Genomic DNA, 13,940 nt, shown 5'->3' on the forward strand with positions numbered 1-13,940 from the left:
GTTTTCGTTTTAAGCTTTATTTAAGCATTTAGAGCTTGCTCTAAGTCAGCCAAAATATCGTCGATATGTTCAATGCCGACAGACAGACGGATCATCTCTGGTGCAACCCCTGCTTGTTTTTGCTCTTGCTCGCTGAGTTGTCGATGCGTGGTTGAGGCTGGGTGACAAGCTAACGACTTCGCATCACCAATGTTCACTAGGCGCTTGAAGATTTGCAGCGCATCGTAAAAGCGCACCCCTGCCTCATAACCATCTTTCAAACCAAAGGATAAAATCGCTGAAGGTTTACCACCCATGTATTTTTGTGCGAGCGGATAGTATTGAGATTCAGGCAAACCAGCGTAGCTGACCCAACTCACTTTATCGTGCTGCTCAAGATATTCGGCGACTTTGAGCGCATTCTCGGTATGGCGCTCCATTCGTAGTGACAGCGTTTCCAACCCTTGTAGCAACATAAAAGCATTCATCGGTGACAATGCCGCGCCAGTATTACGCAGTGGCACGGTTCGAGCACGGCCAATAAACGCCGCATCACCAAACGCTTCGCTGTATACCACACCATGATAAGACGGCTCTGGTTGATTGAAGACTGGGAATCGATCTTTGTGCTGCGCCCATGGGAATCGACCAGAATCAATAATCACGCCCCCAAGCGTCGTGCCATGGCCGCCAACATATTTAGTCAAAGAGTGCACCACAATATCAGCGCCAAATTCAATCGGCTTGCACAGCACTGGGGTCGCAACGGTATTATCGACAATAACCGGCACCCCTTGTTGATGGGCTAACTCGGCGATACGCTCAAGGTCAATGATGTTCCCTGCAGGGTTACCAATGCTCTCGCAATAGACCGCTTTGGTGTTCTCATCGATAAGTTCAGCCAAACTCTCTGGTTTATCGTCTTTGGCAAACTTCACGTTTATACCTTGGTTTGGCAACATATGAGCAAACAAGGTATAGGTGCCACCATATAGCTGCGGCGTAGAAACAATATTGTCGCCAGCTTGAGCCAAAGTCAAAATCGCATAGTTGATTGCCGCGCTGCCAGCACTCACCACCAAACCAGCAATGCCCCCTTCAAGAGCCGCCATGCGTTTTTCTAGCACATCGTTGGTCGGGTTCATGATACGGGTATAGATATTACCAGGGACTTCTAAATTGAATAAGTCTGCACCGTGTTGAGCGCTATCAAATTCATACGCCACCGTTTGGTAAATCGGCGTAGCAACTGATTTGGTGGTTGGGTCGGTTTCATAACCAAAATGAATCGATAAGGTTTCGTCTTTCATCGTCCTTCCTTGGGTAAATAGTGTTTTCTGTCTGCTACTGTGATATCAGCATTTATCGACGATTTGTTGAACAGTGGTGCAAATATGTGGGTTATTTCACACTGATTTTGATCATCTTGTTATGCCAGCGATTACAGCAACGGCGGAGCAAAACTTGCTCACAATCAAGACAAAGGCAACAAACTAGCTGATTAGACCATTTAGACCCGATCCTTGTTGTATACTTCGCCGCAGTTATAGCCACATGAATATAAGTATGTTTCTGACACCGTATTTTTCACACGATAACCACCAATTTCAGTTTACGCGCCAGCAAGCAAGTCACTTTGCTAAAAAGGTTGCGGAAGACTTTAACCCTATCCATGACGAAGACAGTAAACGCTTCTGCGTGCCTGGCGATCTTCTGTTTGCCGTTTTGCTGAGCAAAGAAGGCATTAGCCAAAAGATGCGTTTTGACTTCTCTGGTATGGTCAGTGAGGGTATCTCGTTGTCGATTGACAACAAGTGTGACAAAGAGAGTGCGGTTGTCGATCATAATGGCAAAGAGTACCTCCACATGTCACGTCAAGGTGACGTAAGCCATAACCCTGAGTTTATTCAGCACGTGGTCACCAACTATGTGCAGTTTTCCGGCATGAACTTTCCACACATCATGGTACCACTGATGGAACAGCAGCAGATGATGATCAACTGCCAGCGCCCATTAGTGATCTATGAAAGCATGGAAATCGAATTTACTCGCCTTGACCTTACTCAGCCAGAAGTTGAGTTTGCGAACGCCACCTTCGATGTTGAAGGGAAACGTGGCTTAGTAACGCTTAACTTTACGTTTAAAGAGAATGGTCAAGTGGTTGGTAAAGGCCTCAAACGCATGGTAGCAAGTGGCTTAAAACCTTACGATCAAGAGGCCGTAGACGACTTAGTTGAACGCTTCAACGAACGTAAAGAGGCGTTTTTGGCCGAGTTCGCCAACGCTGCCTAAAATGCCAAAGGGCTACCTCATCAGGTAGCCCTTGTTGTTTAAGTTCGCGCTAAAATACGTCTTCTGGCTCTCGCTCACCCGGTGCTAGAGTTATCAAGCGAGTCATTACACCAAGCTAATAATTACAGCTGCCAACGTGCCAAAGGCGCTTGTACTGAAATTCCTTGGCTGCCCCAACGATCAATCACATCAACCTGCAAAATTCGTTCGCTGGGCACTAACGAGGTAAGCTCTGTCGACAGACGTTTATCCGTCACCAGCCATAACGTTGGGTCTTGTTCAAACCGATCTTTGAGCTTCTGCTTATCGCTCTCAGTCCACTCCAATTGAGGCTTAAATTGACGCTCAACCACAAACAATTGATTACCCACAGCAAAATCTTCTAACGCTTGACTAAGCAACACCACAGAATCCATCTGTCTGGCAAAAATGGCGGCTTGCTGCTGATTCATTAACGTTCGCATCGCGAGCAATAACGCTTGCTGATTGGTGTCGATGGTCGCTTGGTGTTGCGGATACACTTTTTGCAGATCATCGCCGACGATCGCTGCCATTCGAATTAAATTGGTCGGATTCATCCAAACATATTTTGATATCTCTCCCTGATCTAAGGTTAATGCTGCGACCCCTTGGGCGCGTGGAGAAATAGCTTGTGAAGCATCAATCTCAATCAGGTGAATATTTCCCTGTCGCGCATAGACATAAGTCGGATCTTGAGGCCAGATGGCCCGCAACGTAATCGCCACTGTGGCTCGTTTTCCCGCTTCAACAACGTGTTGCTGGCCTTTATTGGCAAACCAGTTGGTCAGCCGCTCAATGCCGTAACGTTTGGGCGGCAAGTAGCTAACGTCGATATCCGTCCCTTTTAGCAACTGCTGTGACAACATATAGGTCACTGGGGTACTGGTAACAATATCATTGGCATAACTAAAAGGAGCCAATGCGCAGGCAACTCCATAACACGCGACCATGATCAGTGTTTTCATATTCATATTTAACTACTCAGATTTAAGCTTTATTGACGATTCGATAAATCGTTGCCATTAAAAATAATATCGCAGAGACGATGATGATCGATGCCCCCGACGGCACTGGTAATTCAAGCTCCATCGGCAGTAGCGTCCCTATCAGACAAGCCAAAGTGGCCAGCAAAGAAGAGAGCAAGACAAAACTGCCAATGCGTTTGGTCAGTAATCTCGCGGTTGCGCCCGGAATAAGCAGCAGCGCCCCAACCAGCACCGCGCCAATAATCTTTACCGCAGCGATGGTCACAAGGGTGATCATCATGACAAACAAGTAGTCATAAAAACGGGTGTTAAACCCGCGAACACGGGCAATATCAGGGCTAATACTGGTGAGTAAAATTCGGTTAAAGGTCGGAATAAGTACCAATAAAATAACCAAACAGCTCAAGGCTAAAATGGCAATATCCCCATCAGTTACGGTCAAAATAGAGCCAAATAGGACATTCTCAAGCATGTGGATATTGATCTTACGAGCCACATACATCAGCAGCGCCGCCCCCACTGCAAGCGCCAAGGCGAGGAAAACGCCGACCAGAGTGTCATAGGGTACATTGGTGCGATTACGCACGAAATGCAGCAATAATGCGAATATCATGCAAAAACTGAACAGACCAATAAATGGGTTTTGTGCGGGTTCACCAAGCAACACTCCGATAGCAATCCCCGTCAGGGCGGCGTGCCCGACAGCTTCAGAAAAGAACGCCAAGCGCTTAGCGATAACCAGTGTGCCTAACCCGCCGAGTAGTGGCCCCAATATCAGTGCCGCCACAAGCGCATTGACCATAAAGGCATAAGCAAAGCTGTCACTCAACCAGCCCGCTTCAACTCCAATTAAGGCTTGCTGTCTTAACCAATCCATCATGCTGCCTCCACTTTGGCGCTGTAATGCTTAAACAACGATTCAATCCGGTCGGGGCTTAACACATCCGAATGATGGCCTGAGGTCACAATATGACGATTCACCACATGCACTTGAGCATCTAAACGGCGCACAGCCGTCACATCATGGTGTACCGCCAGCACCGTTTTGCCCTCGGCGACCACTTGATGAATCAGCGCTTCTAGGTAACGCACGCCTTGCTCATCCATCCCGGTCGTTGGTTCATCTAATACCAGTAAGTCGGGCTCATCGAGCAGAGCCTGAGCAAACAACACTCGTTGCTGCTCTCCACCCGAGAGCTGCCCCATACGACGATCACAACGCCCAGCCATGCCAACTCGTTCTAGCTGAGCTAACGCGCGTTGAGTCTGCAAAGTTTTACGTCGCCAAAACAGCGGAATTCGAGTTTGATTGAGCAACACAAAGTCACTGACCGTCAGCGGTAAGCTCGCTTCAAACGTGGCTTTTTGCGGTACATAGCCCACTCTACCCGCTTGCTGAGTCTGGTTTGGGTCTGGCCAGTGAATCGCTATCTCGCCAGTAAATGGCGTTAACCCCAATACCGAACGCAGCAGAGAAGTCTTGCCTCCACCATTGGGCCCCATGAGCACGTGACACTGACCGGCTTCGAACTGAGTTTGGATCTGTTGCAAAATTAGGTTATCGCCGTATCGCAGAGTAACCCCATCAAGAGAAATCGATGGACCGGACATTACGCCTTCTCCTGCGCAGGTTGGCTCGCAACAAACTTCATCGCTTCAATCAGTGTTGCGACATTTGCGCGCATTTCGACTTCTACTTTGTCGGCTTGGTATTCACCGTGTGTCATGTGTGAGAAGCGGTATAACTGAACCCCCGTCGCCGCTTCAATGGTATCGACAAAGCGATTGGGCATATTCAATTCATAAAACAGCACGTCAATACCAGCAGCGCGGATCTTCTCGATAGTCGCTTGCAACTGACTTGCACTTGGCTCGACGCCATGGGCAGGCTCTATCACGGTCGCCACATCAACACCGAACTCTTGCAAAATATAACCGTAAGCATTGTGCGTGGTCGCCACTTTCATGCCTGCGGTATTGAGCTCACCTAAAGACAACATCGCGTCACGCTTGAGTTGGCGAAATGTTTTGGCGTAACGACGGGCATTATGGCGATAAAAAGTCGCGTTACCCGGATCAAGCTTACTCAGCTCGCTGGCAATGGTGTAAACCTTCTGAATCGTGGTCGACAATCCGACAAAGGTGTGCGGATTGACGGCGCCTTTGCCGACCGATTGCCCCATGGCAGGCAGTAGCGGCACCTCTTTATTGGCGTAAATCACCACAAGGTCATCACGCTGAGCTGCCTCAATGACCTTAATGGCAAAATCATCATGACCGACACCATTGACCACTATCACATCCATTTGATTAAGTCTTTTCAAATCATTTGGTTGCGGTAAGTAGTTGTGCGGGTTGAATCCCGCATCGACAAGGGGAATTATCTCGGCTTTGTCACCCACTACCGCTTTAACGTAGCTGTAATAAGGTTGCAAAGTAACGCCAATGCTGAGCTTATCGGTGGCAAAACTGCTAAAAGAGACCATCAATAAAGCGTTAAAAGTGAAAAAATAATGGAATAGAGCGCGGTTGAGCATAGTAACTATCATCTCTGTTGACGCTTAATCAGCGTGAGAATGGGAAGGCGAAGATGGCGAAAGGACGACCTGCTGCCAGCCTTGCAACTGACGATTTTCTGGCTTGATTGGCACGCTTGTTTTCAGCGTCAATGACGCAGGTGCTAGCCAAATGTCGGCCTGTTGATCACGGCTATCTAGCAGCATCGACGCTGAACCTTGTCGGTCTTGTTTCACCCCAAGATACAGTCCTGCTTCAAGTTGCTGCCATTGATGTGAGCCTTTGCGCTGCCAACTTTGGTCTGGCACAAACGGCGCAATCCAGTTGCGCTGTAACTCGCTGACATCTGGCCACTCGCCCGACTCCAGATAAAGATCGCGGATCTCTTCATGCGCAAGTTTAAGCTCGACCAGCATTGCTAAATCGTCTTGCTCAAGAGTGGTGATCAACACTTGATGAGCCAAAGTCGAAGTCTGCTGCGACTGCGCTTGATGGTGCGGTAACAACAGCAGTGAAACCGCTAAGATAGTCGCGACCGTCAACGCCACCCATTTGCCTTCACGACTGCCATTGTCGGCTCGAACCTTGTCAATAATCATCGTGGTTTCAACTCGACCACATCCACTTCCACTGGGTTTTCATGGCCAGCATCAAACACCAGATAGAAGTCAGCATTAGGGTGGGTAAATTGCGCAATCGAACGCTTATCGGTGGTGACTTTGGCAACGAGATTGTCATCATAATCGTACATGTTGACATCGTAGCCTACCGCCGTTGAACCATCAGAGTAGCCGGCTTCACAAATCACTTGGTCTTGCGCTAAGTGACAGCTCATCAACGGAAAATGTGCCGCTGATTGAAACGATGTCAAACCAATCATCAAGCCAAAAATGTTAACTAAGAGCGTGTTGTTCATGGTGTATCCAAAATGGCTCAGTAAGGCACTGAGCCAAGGTTTGATTAGTTAAGTTGGGTTTCAAACGTCAGGTGAACGTTGATGCTGACTTTGTCGGCTAACGGATCATTTTTCAGCTCGCCTTTGTAGTTGGCTTTCATCAGGTAACGCCCTGCGAGGTCGGGCGTAAAGGTCACTTTACCGTCGTTATCACTAACCACATCGATCTGCTCTTGGTGATTGCGATACAGTGTACCTTCGCGAGTAATTTCAGCGGTCACACCTGACTGCGGTTGACCATTAAAGAAAAATTGAAAAGTCACCGCTTCACCTTCAATGATATCGGATGGGTGCGTGAGCGGTTTCATCTCAAGAAATTTACCTTCAATCTCTAACACTTTTTCCGTTGGTTTACCGACGGTGATGTAACTTTCTGCGCGTGTGTAACTGAGCTGAGTGACCACATCACGGGCTTGCTCTGGGATCACGCTGTCGCGTTCAATCTTGCTTGCTTTGGCCCATTTAACCGTGTCACGACGGCCCGCTTTATATTGGGTGTAGTAACTGGGTTGGTTGTTGACTGCCACTTTGTGCGTCCCTTCTTCAACGAAGTAGAAATCAAACATCGAACGACGTTTACCTCGCACTACAAAATTAGGACGTTCAGAACGACCATCAGGCATCATCACAAACGCTTGTTCACTGCCGGCAGGTTTATCAAAGACAAACGTTCCATGCGATGCGGTGACATCAAATGTCAGCCAATCACCGCCCTCTTTAGAGACGGTAAAGTGAGACGGGAGAACCCAGCGAGGATGTGCTTGCACTGTCGTTGCGGTGGCAAAGCCGATTGCCATGACACTGGCTAACGCCACTGCTTTGATATTGGTTTTCATTGTTGTTCCTTTTATCACTTCACTAGGTAATTGACGGTGATCGTTCCCGTCTCTTCGGTTGGTTGGAGTTGGTAGCGCACGTCATGCTCAGCCAAATGTATTTTTTGGCGCAGGTAATTACGCCCACCATGTTCGCGTACCACTTCGACTAACAAGGTGTAATCACCTTGCGCTAGTCGTTGCCCATTATCGTCCGTACCATCCCAGCTAAAGCGATAGTGACCAGCAGGACGAGTGGCGGAAGTGACGGCATCAACTCGTTGGCGGTCATAACGCCCTACTTTGCGCCACCAACTGCGCAAGTCTTTAAGCCATTCATCTTTACCCACCCAAAGCTGAAGGGTTTTCACCGATTGACGCTGTTGGTCTTCAACCCACACGGCAACGTACGGGCGGGCATACATTGAGGTCTCGATGGTGGGAAGCTCGAGTTCAATATCGATTTTTGCCTTATCAGGCAACGGCGTTGCAAGTAGTGGTAACGGCGTCAGTAACGCGATAAGCAGCAATCGACTCAAAGGAGTGCGGCGCAAAAATTGGCCTGTGTTCAACATGGTTTTTCTCTTCATTAAGGCGCTATGGCACAGCAAAAAAATAAATAGTCAGTGATAACGCAGTACCAAAAGTCATCCACTGCATTGAGGTCTTCAATGTCTTTTTCTTCGGTAACAGCAAACACACCCCAGTGACAACAAACAACACCATCAACAATGCGGTGATATCGATAAACCACTTCCAGACTTCACCACTATTTCGCCCTTTGTGCAGATCATTAAGTCGCGCAATCAAGCCGTAGTCTGTGGTTTCAATTTCTGCTTCACCACTCGTCATATCGACAAAAACTGTCGCGTTATAGCCAGGGCCTTTAAAGTCGAGAGAGAGTTCACCGACCAGCAAGCGCCCCTGTTCAACCTCGGTATAAACATCCAAGGCTGAAGGTGTGCCACGTAATTGGCTTTGTTGCGTGAGAAAAGCGATCAACGCAACGCGATTTGGCTCAAAGCTGCGTTCGTTGGCAAACAGATGCTGAGGTGGAACGTTCAGTGTGTGGTGCTCAATCATCGCTTCGCTGCGCTCAAACCACTGCGGACGATTTAAGGTAATGCCAGTGAGGGCGAAAAATAGCGTGACCAATAGCAACGCCATTGAAACGTAAATGTGCAGGCGACGAGCCCAACTTTGAACGCCCTTACTCTTGAGCAACATATAACAGTCATCATCAGTTAATCCGCGCTCAATTTAGATGATAATAGTTCTTATTGGCATTCAATTTACATTATTTACGTTTCGAAGCAGAGTAAGAGTGAGGACGGAGACGAACAGAACACAGAACGGGTCAAATCAAACACAGTCGCGGCCAAATAAAAAAGGCCGGAGCGTTCACTCAGGCCTTTGATGCAATTCAATCATTCGCTTAGCTATTTTGACTGGCCTTAACACTGCGCAGTTGCGACAGGTATTTCACCCAACTTTGCGCTTGTTTGGAAGGCGAAATTTCATTGGCTCGCTTTGCGTTGGCCAAGGCGTCTTCAATACGTTGCAACTTGTAATAAGCACGCGCCTTGATCAAAGCGACCTCGGCGTGACGACCAGCAACCTTATCCAAAGCCGCCAGTGCCTGTTGGTAATGGCCTTCTTGAACCAACAACTGCGATAAATTCCAGTAGTATTGGCCATCTAGCTTAGCGGCAACACGCCAACTCGCGATCGATTTCTGCCACTCTTTGGCGCTTTGCCAGTAACTGGCTTGTTGCGCTTTGAGCTTGCTATCAGCGTCGATCTGCTCCAACTGCGCCAATACCATCGCCGCACGCTCTGGAACCCCGCGTTTGGCATACAACTGAGCCAATAATTTTAGGTCATCTTGGCTAAGCGCTATACCATCGAGCTTGGCCAGCGCCATCGCGTCTAATGCGCCCTTTTCATCACCAACACGCAGATATAACGCCACCAGTTGGCGCCACCATTCCATGCGCGCAGGCTCAATGGCAATCAAACGTTTAATGGTTTTGATCGCAGGCGACCACTGTTTAAGCTCAAGTTGAGCCGATAGTTTGAGTGACAATGGGCTCAGCTGATCGGGCTGTGGATAGTGCTCATAGCGTGCTATCGCCGTCAGTACTTTGCTCCACTGCTGCAACTGGTAATGCGATTGAGCGATACGAAGCCATATTTCAGGCACGGTTTGCCGATCAGACGCCGACTCGCTCAGATTGTAGTAATGTGGCAAGGCTTGGCTGTAGTGTTGTTCGTTGAGCAACATGTCGGCTAACATTTTTCGAGTTTGCCAAGCTTGCTCATCTTGCAATAAACCGCTGGTGACTGCGAGATCCAACTGTTGAATCGCTGGCGTCACTTGATCATTCTGCCAGTACAAAATGCCCAACATACGCGCGACAAACGCTTGGTCATAGCCGCGAGCAAGATCAAGCGCTTCTAGGGTCGAAATCGCCTGCTCAAGCTTATCTTGTTGCGCCAAGTTGTGTGCATGTTGTACACGCGTCGCGGTGTATTGACCAAGTTGATTAGCAACGGCGACACAAGCACTTAAGCTCAGTAGCAAACCGATTAGGCAGTTTTTGATCATTGGGCTAATTTGAACTCCACTCTAGCGGTTTGTCCGACCTGTTCGACTGACACACCCTGGTCAATTTTGGGTTGATATTTCCACTTTTTCAACGCACTAATGGCTTCTTTTTCAAACATGCGTTTGGGTTGTGCCTCGACCACTTGGATGTCTTTTGGCCGACCAGCTGCATCAATGGTAAAGCGCATCACCACATACCCTTCTACTTTGCGTTTTATCGCTTTGCTTGGGTAGCGCGGCTCAACACGATAAAGAGGTAGCGCTTGTTGGTTGCCCATCGCGCCCTGCAAGTTTGGCGCTTGGATCGCAATGCCATCTAACACGGTGTTCAACCCTAAGGCACTGGTTGGTGTCACAGGGCTGATCGGCGTCACTTGCGTTTGCGCTTGCGACACATCGATAGGCTCAGGGGCGCTCGGTGGCGTTGGCGGCTCTGGTACAGAACGTTGACGACGTTGAACATCGCTATCATTTTCTATCATCACCATATCAAAACGCACCGCCTGTGATGGTTTCTGCGCGCGCTGATTGCCATTATCAACCATCCAGGCCATGAAGCTAAATAAACTTACCGCAATCATCAACGCAGCCGGAAGTGCAAGCAGTAATCGCCCCATTAAGGTTTCTCCGCCGCCAAAGCTATGCGCGTCACACCCGCACCTTTTGCAGCATCCATCACTTTCACCACCGTACCGTTGTAAGCATGTTCATCGGCTTGAATAACTAATGATGCATCTGGCTGATCAAGCAGCAAGTGCTCAATGGTCGCCTCAACACGTTCAATATCGACCACACGCTTATCGATATAGACATCGTTCGCGGCAGTCACCGCAATAAATATCCCCGCCTCTTTTTGACTGACGACGTTCGAGGCTTGAGGGCGATTCACTTCCACCCCTGACTCGCGTACAAACGAGCTTGTGACAATAAAAAAAATCAACATGATGAACACGATATCGAGCATCGACGTTAAATCGATCTGCGCTTCATCTTGACGATGGGGTCTACGTCCGAGTCTCACTTTTGACTCCTTAAAGATTGTTCTAACTGGATGGCTTTTCGCTCGCACATTTTGCTTAAGCGAGCATGAATAAACATCCCCGCAAGCGCGGCGACCATACCGGCCATGGTGGGCAGCGTGGCCAAAGAAATGCCGGATGCCATTAATTTCGGATTACTACTGCCCTGTGTTGCCATCACATCAAACACCGTGATCATCCCCGTCACAGTGCCCAGCAAACCAAGCATAGGGAAAATTGCCACCAACACTTTGATCATCGAAAGATTTTTGCGCAGTTGTGTATCTGCTTGAGCTAGCCATCCTTGACGAATTTGATGCGCATACCAAGAGTGATGATCGTCTCTTGCTTGCCACTGCGCCCCCAATTGAGCCTTCACTTTAGGAAACTCGATGGTGATATACAGCACTCGCTCGATAATCAACAGCCAACACACGACAACGGCCGCAGCCAGCCACCACAAAATAGGGCCGCCTTGATGCATAAAACTAACCAAAGTCGAGGCCCAATCTTCACTGATCAAACCCAATGCATTGAGTAGGACCTGCTCCATTACGCTGCGCTCTCGGCTGTGTAGTTAGGGGTATCTTTACTGTGCGATGGTTCGCGTTCAGCTTGCTCTGCCACCAGACCAATACCTTGTTTTTCAAGAATATTGCGTACATTTTCCGCTTGAGAATTCAAGATGGTATGCGCCAAAAGCAGTGGCATTGCTGCGATCAGGCCAAGCACGGTTGTCACTAGCGCCATCGAGATACCGCCCGCCATCACTTTCGGGTCGCCGTTACCAAACTGAGTGATCACTTGGAAAGTCTCGATCATTCCCGTTACGGTGCCCAGCAGTCCGAGCATTGGAGCAAGCGCTGCGAGCAACTTGAGCATCGACAAGCCTTTTTCCAGATGGGTTTGTTCATCGACCACCGCTTCAAGCAGACGTAACTCAAGAGCTTCCACACTGCGATGCTTATCTTGATGATAGACCGCCAAAATACGCCCAAGCGGGTTATCGCCTGGTTGAGTCGGCTGCTTCAATTGCTGGATGATTTTTTGTCGAATCACTAACAAAGCGACGCCACGAACCAAGGCTATCCCCAAACCAATCGCTAACAAGCCGATGATGATTTGGCCAACCACACCACCAGCATTAAGACGATCGAACAAGGTCGGTGAATGGGCTAATTGCTCAAGTAACATACCACGCGATGGGTCAATAACTAGCGATTCAATTTCTGCTGAGTTGATTAGCTTTGCCGTCGGGCCATTATCTGGCTGACGCGCATAGCTCACCGCTAAACCACGTTGACCATTCCATTTGACGTAGCCCGACTCGTCGAGCAGCGCCAATGAACCAAGTCGCACCCCGTTAACGGTTTGCTCACGACCGTCGCCATTTAATCGGGTGAATGACACATTGGCCATCTCACCACTGGCTTGGATTTGCTGCTGCATACTGCGCCACATCGCCTGCAATTGTGGTAGCGTTGGCAAAGACTGAGCCGCAACAATCGCGGCGACGTCTTTGTGGTAAGTATTGGCATCAACACTGGTCACCGACTGCTTGAGTTCAGCGTCGAGCGTTTTGGCATTTTGGCGCACAACGCCAAATAACTCACCCAAACTGCCGGTTTCCAAACGCAGTTTCTCTTCGAGTTCAGCAAGCTGTGACTCATTGTTACTAAATGTGGTACTTAAGCTATCGACTTGCGCTTGCAGTGCGCTTCGCTCGGCAGATAGGTTATTTTTAATCGCTTGCAGCTCTTGCTCGGTTTGCTTAAAGCCTGACTCGCGATTGACATCGTGTCGCTGTTGGGTACGTTTCTCTTGCTGCGCTTTTTGCAACAAGGTTGAATCGCTCGCAGCTTGCGTGTCACTGGCCCAAGTCGTTGGAGTTACAAGGGCTGAGATAGTCAGCACTGCAACCGATAACCATTTATTTATCATCTAGTTGCCCTCCACGACATTAAGAGAAACCGGCAAAGTCAGCATACTTGGAGCAATCTGTTTTTGCGCCATCGCAAACGCTTTATCTAATTGCGCTTGCTGCTGGGAACCTATGATTTGCCACACCTTTTGTTGCGAAGACCAACGCCAGAAAACATCCCCTGACAAGCTACGTGCGATCAAGGAAACCCGGCCAAGATATAAAATATCAGCTTCCACTTGCTCATTGGTGTTGAGCGCAATCTTGCCTTGGTAAACCCCCAACTTGGTGCCGTAATCGATTTCGATTTGGTACGCCTCTAGAATTCGTCGAAACTTCTCTGCATCAGCGACATCTGCCCGCGTCATCATCGAATCGAGCTTAGCAATACGCGCCTCACGCTGGGCTTTGCGGATCGGTTTGTCGTTTGCCACGATCGTCTTTAGTCCGTCTAGCATGTGATACATCAAGGGCACCACACCTTGGCGGGTTTGAGCAATCTGCTCAATCTGTTGATTAAGGCTTGATACCTCTTGATCTTGACTTGCAACAAGGCTGGCAAGATGATCGCGATAAATCTTCAAGTTACTGACTTCTTCTTGCAGCTGTTCGATTTCTGCCTCTAAAGTCAGCGCTTTCTCTGCACTGACATCAACGCGTTTTTGGCTTTGTGCCGATGCTTGATTGGTTTTACTCAGCAGCGCTTGTGCATCGTTAAGATCGTCCGCGTGAACGGGAATCAGGGTCGATGACAGCAACAGAGCGATACTTGATTTGATTAGATTCATACGAGTTATATTTTCTGTTTTCCAAAAACGACTAAAGGG

17 protein-coding genes are annotated in these 13,940 nt (G+C 48.7%); 1 reads left to right on the top strand and 16 read right to left on the bottom strand.

The window, feature by feature from the left end; all coding sequences use genetic code 11:
* Positions 1–20 precede the first annotated feature (20 nt).
* Positions 21–1,289 (bottom strand): O-acetylhomoserine aminocarboxypropyltransferase/cysteine synthase family protein, encoded by a 1,269-nt coding sequence (locus BS19_RS09300; protein WP_038174858.1) that lies wholly within the window; start codon positions 1,287–1,289, stop codon positions 21–23.
* Positions 1,290–1,545: 256 nt separating this feature from the next.
* On the opposite strand from BS19_RS09300, the gene BS19_RS09305 reads away from it, so the two are divergent.
* A complete protein-coding gene (locus BS19_RS09305) occupies positions 1,546–2,271 on the top strand; it encodes a DUF3581 domain-containing protein (protein WP_038174859.1) in 726 nt (241 codons plus the stop codon).
* A gap of 122 nt (positions 2,272–2,393) precedes the next feature.
* On the opposite strand, the gene BS19_RS09310 is transcribed toward BS19_RS09305, so the two are convergent.
* The 15 genes from BS19_RS09310 to BS19_RS09380 all read right to left on the bottom strand — a co-directional run bounded on the left by BS19_RS09310 (position 2,394) and on the right by BS19_RS09380 (position 13,901).
* Positions 2,394–3,263, bottom strand: coding sequence for a metal ABC transporter solute-binding protein, Zn/Mn family (locus BS19_RS09310; RefSeq protein WP_038174862.1), 870 nt, complete (start codon positions 3,261–3,263; stop codon positions 2,394–2,396).
* A gap of 16 nt (positions 3,264–3,279) precedes the next feature.
* Positions 3,280–4,155, bottom strand: a complete 876-nt coding sequence (locus tag BS19_RS09315) for a metal ABC transporter permease (RefSeq protein ID WP_038174863.1) — start codon at positions 4,153–4,155, stop codon at positions 3,280–3,282.
* Positions 4,155–4,889, bottom strand: a complete 735-nt coding sequence (locus BS19_RS09320) for a metal ABC transporter ATP-binding protein (RefSeq protein WP_038174864.1) — start codon at positions 4,887–4,889, stop codon at positions 4,155–4,157. The genes BS19_RS09315 and BS19_RS09320 overlap by 1 nt, the downstream gene beginning before the upstream one ends.
* A complete protein-coding gene (locus BS19_RS09325; protein WP_038174866.1) occupies positions 4,889–5,827 on the bottom strand; it encodes a metal ABC transporter solute-binding protein, Zn/Mn family in 939 nt (312 codons plus the stop codon). Before BS19_RS09325 ends, BS19_RS09320 begins: the two co-directional genes overlap by 1 nt.
* 12 nt (positions 5,828–5,839) lie before the next feature.
* A complete protein-coding gene (locus BS19_RS09330; RefSeq protein ID WP_038174867.1) occupies positions 5,840–6,394 on the bottom strand; it encodes a DUF6162 family protein in 555 nt (184 codons plus the stop codon).
* On the bottom strand, positions 6,391–6,711 hold the full coding sequence (locus BS19_RS09335; protein WP_038174868.1) for a hypothetical protein: 321 nt from the start codon (positions 6,709–6,711) through the stop codon (positions 6,391–6,393). The genes BS19_RS09330 and BS19_RS09335 overlap by 4 nt, the downstream gene beginning before the upstream one ends.
* A gap of 44 nt (positions 6,712–6,755) precedes the next feature.
* Positions 6,756–7,586 carry a DUF4198 domain-containing protein gene (locus BS19_RS09340; RefSeq protein WP_038174869.1) on the bottom strand — a complete coding sequence of 277 codons (831 nt, stop codon included), beginning with the start codon at positions 7,584–7,586 and terminating at the stop codon, positions 6,756–6,758.
* 14 nt (positions 7,587–7,600) lie between these two features.
* Positions 7,601–8,140: a DUF2271 domain-containing protein gene (locus BS19_RS09345; protein ID WP_038174872.1), complete on the bottom strand. Its 540-nt coding sequence runs from the start codon at positions 8,138–8,140 to the stop codon at positions 7,601–7,603.
* A 22-nt stretch (positions 8,141–8,162) separates the two neighbouring features.
* Positions 8,163–8,792: a PepSY-associated TM helix domain-containing protein gene (locus BS19_RS09350; protein ID WP_038174873.1), complete on the bottom strand. Its 630-nt coding sequence runs from the start codon at positions 8,790–8,792 to the stop codon at positions 8,163–8,165.
* Between the two features lie 208 nt (positions 8,793–9,000).
* Positions 9,001–10,173 carry a tetratricopeptide repeat protein gene (locus BS19_RS09355; RefSeq protein ID WP_038174875.1) on the bottom strand — a complete coding sequence of 391 codons (1,173 nt, stop codon included), beginning with the start codon at positions 10,171–10,173 and terminating at the stop codon, positions 9,001–9,003.
* Positions 10,170–10,790: an energy transducer TonB gene (locus tag BS19_RS09360; protein WP_038174876.1), complete on the bottom strand. Its 621-nt coding sequence runs from the start codon at positions 10,788–10,790 to the stop codon at positions 10,170–10,172. Before BS19_RS09360 ends, BS19_RS09355 begins: the two co-directional genes overlap by 4 nt.
* A complete protein-coding gene (locus BS19_RS09365; protein ID WP_038174877.1) occupies positions 10,790–11,194 on the bottom strand; it encodes an ExbD/TolR family protein in 405 nt (134 codons plus the stop codon). Before BS19_RS09365 ends, BS19_RS09360 begins: the two co-directional genes overlap by 1 nt.
* Entirely contained in the window at positions 11,191–11,745 is a 555-nt protein-coding gene (locus BS19_RS09370) for a MotA/TolQ/ExbB proton channel family protein (protein ID WP_038174879.1), read from the bottom strand. The genes BS19_RS09365 and BS19_RS09370 overlap by 4 nt, the downstream gene beginning before the upstream one ends.
* Positions 11,745–13,133: a MotA/TolQ/ExbB proton channel family protein gene (locus BS19_RS09375; RefSeq protein ID WP_038174880.1), complete on the bottom strand. Its 1,389-nt coding sequence runs from the start codon at positions 13,131–13,133 to the stop codon at positions 11,745–11,747. The genes BS19_RS09370 and BS19_RS09375 overlap by 1 nt, the downstream gene beginning before the upstream one ends.
* The gene (locus BS19_RS09380) at positions 13,134–13,901 is read right to left on the bottom strand and encodes a DUF3450 domain-containing protein (protein ID WP_038174881.1); all 768 of its coding nucleotides are present in this window, start codon (positions 13,899–13,901) and stop codon (positions 13,134–13,136) included.
* Positions 13,902–13,940 lie beyond the last annotated feature (39 nt).

It is taken from the genome of Vibrio pacinii DSM 19139, assembly GCF_000711795.1.
GTDB classification, from domain to species: Bacteria; Pseudomonadota; Gammaproteobacteria; order Enterobacterales; family Vibrionaceae; genus Vibrio; species Vibrio pacinii.

What these genes read in the sequence shown, in the direction of transcription:
- BS19_RS09300 (WP_038174858.1), bottom strand. Translation starts at nt 1,289, where the DNA reads ATGAAAGACGAAACCTTATCGATTCATTTTGGTTATGAAACCGACCCA.
- BS19_RS09305 (WP_038174859.1), top strand. Translation starts at nt 1,546, where the DNA reads ATGTTTCTGACACCGTATTTTTCACACGATAACCACCAATTTCAGTTT.
- BS19_RS09310 (WP_038174862.1), bottom strand. Translation starts at nt 3,263, where the DNA reads ATGAATATGAAAACACTGATCATGGTCGCGTGTTATGGAGTTGCCTGC.
- BS19_RS09315 (WP_038174863.1), bottom strand. Translation starts at nt 4,155, where the DNA reads ATGGATTGGTTAAGACAGCAAGCCTTAATTGGAGTTGAAGCGGGCTGG.
- BS19_RS09320 (WP_038174864.1), bottom strand. Translation starts at nt 4,889, where the DNA reads ATGTCCGGTCCATCGATTTCTCTTGATGGGGTTACTCTGCGATACGGC.
- BS19_RS09325 (WP_038174866.1), bottom strand. Translation starts at nt 5,827, where the DNA reads ATGATAGTTACTATGCTCAACCGCGCTCTATTCCATTATTTTTTCACT.
- BS19_RS09330 (WP_038174867.1), bottom strand. Translation starts at nt 6,394, where the DNA reads ATGATTATTGACAAGGTTCGAGCCGACAATGGCAGTCGTGAAGGCAAA.
- BS19_RS09335 (WP_038174868.1), bottom strand. Translation starts at nt 6,711, where the DNA reads ATGAACAACACGCTCTTAGTTAACATTTTTGGCTTGATGATTGGTTTG.
- BS19_RS09340 (WP_038174869.1), bottom strand. Translation starts at nt 7,586, where the DNA reads ATGAAAACCAATATCAAAGCAGTGGCGTTAGCCAGTGTCATGGCAATC.
- BS19_RS09345 (WP_038174872.1), bottom strand. Translation starts at nt 8,140, where the DNA reads ATGTTGAACACAGGCCAATTTTTGCGCCGCACTCCTTTGAGTCGATTG.
- BS19_RS09350 (WP_038174873.1), bottom strand. Translation starts at nt 8,792, where the DNA reads ATGTTGCTCAAGAGTAAGGGCGTTCAAAGTTGGGCTCGTCGCCTGCAC.
- BS19_RS09355 (WP_038174875.1), bottom strand. Translation starts at nt 10,173, where the DNA reads ATGATCAAAAACTGCCTAATCGGTTTGCTACTGAGCTTAAGTGCTTGT.
- BS19_RS09360 (WP_038174876.1), bottom strand. Translation starts at nt 10,790, where the DNA reads ATGGGGCGATTACTGCTTGCACTTCCGGCTGCGTTGATGATTGCGGTA.
- BS19_RS09370 (WP_038174879.1), bottom strand. Translation starts at nt 11,745, where the DNA reads ATGGAGCAGGTCCTACTCAATGCATTGGGTTTGATCAGTGAAGATTGG.
- BS19_RS09375 (WP_038174880.1), bottom strand. Translation starts at nt 13,133, where the DNA reads ATGATAAATAAATGGTTATCGGTTGCAGTGCTGACTATCTCAGCCCTT.
- BS19_RS09380 (WP_038174881.1), bottom strand. Translation starts at nt 13,901, where the DNA reads ATGAATCTAATCAAATCAAGTATCGCTCTGTTGCTGTCATCGACCCTG.